Source organism: Acinetobacter sp. ANC 4636 (assembly GCF_054454555.1).
The window spans coordinates 1-5,621 of the sequence record NZ_JBTKVD010000030.1; the positions used below are offsets into that span (position 1 = coordinate 1).

The 5,621-nt window shown below is 48.4% G+C and carries 2 tRNA genes and 3 rRNA genes; all 5 read left to right on the forward strand.

What is annotated here, in order from left to right:
• Positions 1–177: 177 nt before the first annotated feature.
• Positions 178–1,715: ribosomal RNA gene (locus ACX1N5_RS15490) — 16S ribosomal RNA — on the forward strand.
• Between the two features lie 60 nt (positions 1,716–1,775).
• Positions 1,776–1,852, forward strand: a tRNA-Ile gene (locus ACX1N5_RS15495).
• Between the two features lie 67 nt (positions 1,853–1,919).
• A tRNA-Ala gene (locus ACX1N5_RS15500) sits at positions 1,920–1,995 on the forward strand.
• A 397-nt stretch (positions 1,996–2,392) separates the two neighbouring features.
• Positions 2,393–5,286, forward strand: a 23S ribosomal RNA gene (locus tag ACX1N5_RS15505).
• A gap of 192 nt (positions 5,287–5,478) precedes the next feature.
• Positions 5,479–5,593 (forward strand): 5S ribosomal RNA (rrf, locus tag ACX1N5_RS15510).
• The 16S, 23S and 5S rRNA genes sit together here with 2 tRNA genes alongside, the layout of an rRNA operon.
• Positions 5,594–5,621 lie beyond the last annotated feature (28 nt).

Here is a 5,621-nt window from a genome sequence, read left to right on the forward strand (position 1 = left end):
AGAAGATCATTAAGAGAATTGGAAGAACAACTTGTGTGGATTTTTATCAGTTGATCAGTCGAATATATATTTCATTGATTGAATTGGTAGAAATTTCTCGAAGTTTATTTGAGCGAATTTTTAGTCAGTAAGATTAATGAGCCAGATTTAGCACTTTTAGTAAAGTGCAATGATTTTAAACTGAAGAGTTTGATCATGGCTCAGATTGAACGCTGGCGGCAGGCTTAACACATGCAAGTCGAGCGGATGAAGGGAGCTTGCTCCTGGATTTAGCGGCGGACGGGTGAGTAATGCTTAGGAATCTGCCTATTAGTGGGGGACAACGTTTCGAAAGGAACGCTAATACCGCATACGTCCTACGGGAGAAAGCAGGGGATCATTAGACCTTGCGCTAATAGATGAGCCTAAGTCGGATTAGCTAGTTGGTGGGGTAAAGGCCTACCAAGGCGACGATCTGTAGCGGGTCTGAGAGGATGATCCGCCACACTGGGACTGAGACACGGCCCAGACTCCTACGGGAGGCAGCAGTGGGGAATATTGGACAATGGGGGGAACCCTGATCCAGCCATGCCGCGTGTGTGAAGAAGGCCTTTTGGTTGTAAAGCACTTTAAGCGAGGAGGAGGCTTCTTTGGTTAATACCCAAAGTAAGTGGACGTTACTCGCAGAATAAGCACCGGCTAACTCTGTGCCAGCAGCCGCGGTAATACAGAGGGTGCAAGCGTTAATCGGATTTACTGGGCGTAAAGCGTGCGTAGGCGGCTAATTAAGTCAAATGTGAAATCCCCGAGCTTAACTTGGGAATTGCATTCGATACTGGTTAGCTAGAGTATGGGAGAGGATGGTAGAATTCCAGGTGTAGCGGTGAAATGCGTAGAGATCTGGAGGAATACCGATGGCGAAGGCAGCCATCTGGCCTAATACTGACGCTGAGGTACGAAAGCATGGGGAGCAAACAGGATTAGATACCCTGGTAGTCCATGCCGTAAACGATGTCTACTAGCCGTTGGGGTCTTTGAGACCTTAGTGGCGCAGCTAACGCGATAAGTAGACCGCCTGGGGAGTACGGTCGCAAGACTAAAACTCAAATGAATTGACGGGGGCCCGCACAAGCGGTGGAGCATGTGGTTTAATTCGATGCAACGCGAAGAACCTTACCTGGCCTTGACATACTAAGAACTTTCCAGAGATGGATTGGTGCCTTCGGGAACTTAGATACAGGTGCTGCATGGCTGTCGTCAGCTCGTGTCGTGAGATGTTGGGTTAAGTCCCGCAACGAGCGCAACCCTTTTCCTTATTTGCCAGCGAGTAATGTCGGGAACTTTAAGGATACTGCCAGTGACAAACTGGAGGAAGGCGGGGACGACGTCAAGTCATCATGGCCCTTACGGCCAGGGCTACACACGTGCTACAATGGTCGGTACAAAGGGTTGCTACCTAGCGATAGGATGCTAATCTCAAAAAGCCGATCGTAGTCCGGATTGGAGTCTGCAACTCGACTCCATGAAGTCGGAATCGCTAGTAATCGCGGATCAGAATGCCGCGGTGAATACGTTCCCGGGCCTTGTACACACCGCCCGTCACACCATGGGAGTTTGTTGCACCAGAAGTAGCTAGCCTAACAGCAATGAGGGCGGTTACCACGGTGTGGCCGATGACTGGGGTGAAGTCGTAACAAGGTAGCCGTAGGGGAACCTGCGGCTGGATCACCTCCTTAACGAAAAGACGGATTGATTGGTAAGAATCCACAACAAGTTGTTCTTCTGGTATATCGAATGGGTCTGTAGCTCAGTTGGTTAGAGCACACGCTTGATAAGCGTGGGGTCACAAGTTCAAGTCTTGTCAGACCCACCAAGTCTACAACTGAGATTGAGAGATCAAGGTTACAGAAACTTAGATATACAAATCGAAATGATAAGCTGGGGACTTAGCTTAGTTGGTAGAGCGCCTGCTTTGCACGCAGGAGGTCAACGGTTCGACTCCGTTAGTCTCCACCACGAATTCTGATAGAGTTCGAGCTAAAGATTACAGAATTTAGTAAGAGAAAAACCTGAAGGTTTTAATTTTATTAACTTCTGTGATTTAAGTGTCACGGTATTAGTGTGATCCGACGAGGACACATTAACTCATTAACAGATTGGTAAAATTGAGTCTGAAATAAATTGTTCAACTCATTTAATTCAAGATTGACAGTAATGCGTAAGTGTTACGGTTTAATTAAGAATTGAAATGAGAACTAGCAAATTAACTGAATCAAGCGTTTTGGTATATGAATTAGATTGAAGCTGTACAGTGATTAAGTTCACAGTACTTCAAACTGTAAGAGATTGATGAGAAATCATTGATCATGTCTTATTACTACTTGTAGGTAATAACGACTGTTTGGGGTTGTATAGTCAAGTAATTAAGTGCATGTGGTGGATGCCTTGGCAGTCAGAGGCGATGAAAGACGTGATAGCCTGCGAAAAGCTTCGGGGAGGCGGCAAATATCCTGTGATCCGGAGATGTCTGAATGGGGAAACCCACTTACCATAAGGTAGGTATTGCAACATGAATACATAGTGTTGCAAGGCGAACGAGGGGAAGTGAAACATCTCAGTACCCTTAGGAAAAGAAATCAATTGAGATTCCCTCAGTAGCGGCGAGCGAACGGGGATCAGCCCATTAAGTTATATGTGTTTTAGCGGAATGCTCTGGGAAGTGCAACCGTAGAGGGTGATAGTCCCGTACACGAAAGGGCACATATAATGATGACGAGTAAGGCGAGGCACGTGAAACCTTGTCTGAATATGGGGGGACCATCCTCCAAGGCTAAATACTCCTGACTGACCGATAGTGAACCAGTACCGTGAGGGAAAGGCGAAAAGAACCCCTGTGAGGGGAGTGAAATAGATCCTGAAACCGCATGCATACAAGCAGTGGGAGCACCTTCGTGGTGTGACTGCGTACCTTTTGTATAATGGGTCAGCGACTTATATTCAGTGGCGAGGTTAACCGAATAGGGGAGCCGTAGAGAAATCGAGTCTTAATAGGGCGTTTTAGTCGCTGGGTATAGACCCGAAACCGGGTGATCTATCCATGAGCAGGTTGAAGGTTGGGTAACACTAACTGGAGGACCGAACCCACCGTCGTTGAAAAGCCGGGGGATGACTTGTGGATAGGGGTGAAAGGCTAATCAAACTCGGTGATAGCTGGTTCTCCCCGAAAGCTATTTAGGTAGCGCCTCGGACGAATACCATAGGGGGTAGAGCACTGTTTCGGCTAGGGGGTCATCCCGACTTACCAAACCGATGCAAACTCCGAATACCTATGAGTACTATCCGGGAGACAGACTGCGGGTGCTAACGTCCGTAGTCAAGAGGAAAACAATCCAGACCGCCAGCTAAGGCCCCAAAATCATAGTTAAGTGGGAAACGATGTGGGAAGGCATAGACAGCTAGGAGGTTGGCTTAGAAGCAGCCACCCTTTAAAGAAAGCGTAATAGCTCACTAGTCGAGTCGGCCTGCGCGGAAGATGTAACGGGGCTAAAACTATGTGCCGAAGCTGCGGATTTACGCTTATGCGTAAGTGGTAGGGGAGCGTTCTGTAAGCCGATGAAGGTGGATTGAGAAGTCTGCTGGAGGTATCAGAAGTGCGAATGCTGACGTGAGTAACGACAAAACGGGTGAAAAACCCGTTCGCTGAAAGACCAAGGGTTCCAGTCCAACGTTAATCGGGGCTGGGTGAGTCGACCCCTAAGGCGAGGCCGAAAGGCGTAGTCGATGGGAAATTGGTTAATATTCCAATACTTCTGTGTAATGCGATGAGAGGACGGAGAAGGTTAGGTCAGCCTGGCGTTGGTTGTCCAGGTGGAAGACAGTAGGCATGCATCTTAGGCAAATCCGGGGTGCTCTATGCTGAGAGTTGATAGCAAGCTGTACTTGTACAGTGAAGTGGCTGATACCATGCTTCCAAGAAAAGTCTCTAAGCTTCAGTTACACAGGAATCGTACCCTAAACCGACACAGGTGGTCAGGTCGAGTAGACCAAAGCGCTTGAGAGAACTCTGCTGAAGGAACTAGGCAAAATGGTACCGTAACTTCGGGAGAAGGTACGCTGCTGACGGTGATTCTCCTTGCGGGATGAGCTGTTGGCAGCCACAGAAACCAGGCCGCTGCAACTGTTTATTAAAAACATAGCACTCTGCAAACACGAAAGTGGACGTATAGGGTGTGATGCCTGCCCGGTGCTGGAAGGTTAATTGATGGGGTTAGCGTAAGCGAAGCTCTTGATCGAAGCCCCAGTAAACGGCGGCCGTAACTATAACGGTCCTAAGGTAGCGAAATTCCTTGTCGGGTAAGTTCCGACCTGCACGAATGGCATAATGATGGCGGCGCTGTCTCCAGCAGAGGCTCAGTGAAATCGAATTCGCCGTGAAGATGCGGTGTACCCGCGGCTAGACGGAAAGACCCCGTGAACCTTTACTGCAGCTTGACATTGAACTTTGATCTTACTTGTGTAGGATAGGTGGGAGGCTTTGAAGTTGGGACGCCAGTTCCAATGGAGCCATCCTTGAAATACCACCCTGGTAATATTGAGGTTCTAACTCTGCTCCATAATCTGGAGCGAGGACCATGTCTGGTGGGTAGTTTGACTGGGGCGGTCTCCTCCTAAAGAGTAACGGAGGAGTACGAAGGTGCGCTCAGCGTGGTCGGAAATCACGCGTAGAGTATAAAGGCAAAAGCGCGCTTAACTGCGAGACCCACAAGTCGAGCAGGTACGAAAGTAGGTCTTAGTGATCCGGTGGTTCTGTATGGAAGGGCCATCGCTCAACGGATAAAAGGTACTCTGGGGATAACAGGCTGATACCGCCCAAGAGTTCATATCGACGGCGGTGTTTGGCACCTCGATGTCGGCTCATCTCATCCTGGGGCTGAAGCAGGTCCCAAGGGTATGGCTGTTCGCCATTTAAAGAGGTACGCGAGCTGGGTTTAGAACGTCGTGAGACAGTTCGGTCCCTATCTACCGTGGGCGCTGGAAATTTGAGAGGATCTGCTCCTAGTACGAGAGGACCAGAGTGGACGAACCTCTGGTGTACCGGTTGTGACGCCAGTCGCATCGCCGGGTAGCTATGTTCGGAAGGGATAACCGCTGAAAGCATCTAAGCGGGAAGCCTACCTCAAGATAAGATTTCCCTAGGAATTTATTCCTCTAAAGAGCCGTTCGAGACTAGGACGTTGATAGGTTGGGTGTGGAAGCATAGTGATATGTGAAGCTGACCAATACTAATTGCTCGTGAGGCTTGACTATACAACACCCAAGCAGTTGTATATAAAGCTCAATCGATTCATAAAACAGCAAAACAGCTTGATTAAGTTAAGCAAAACGCTAAAATGAACCGCTTAAAGTAAGACTCAACAAACCAATTTGTTAATAACTCATTTGGTACAAAAGTACGGCACACTCAAGTGATTAAGACCCGAAAATGTCCATAACAGTTGTGCTGGCGACCATAGCAAGAGTGAACCACCTGATCCCTTCCCGAACTCAGAAGTGAAACCTCTTAGCGCTGATGGTAGTGTGGGGTTACCCATGTGAGAGTAAGTCATCGCCAGCTCATTATTCAAAACACCCCCAACCTAACA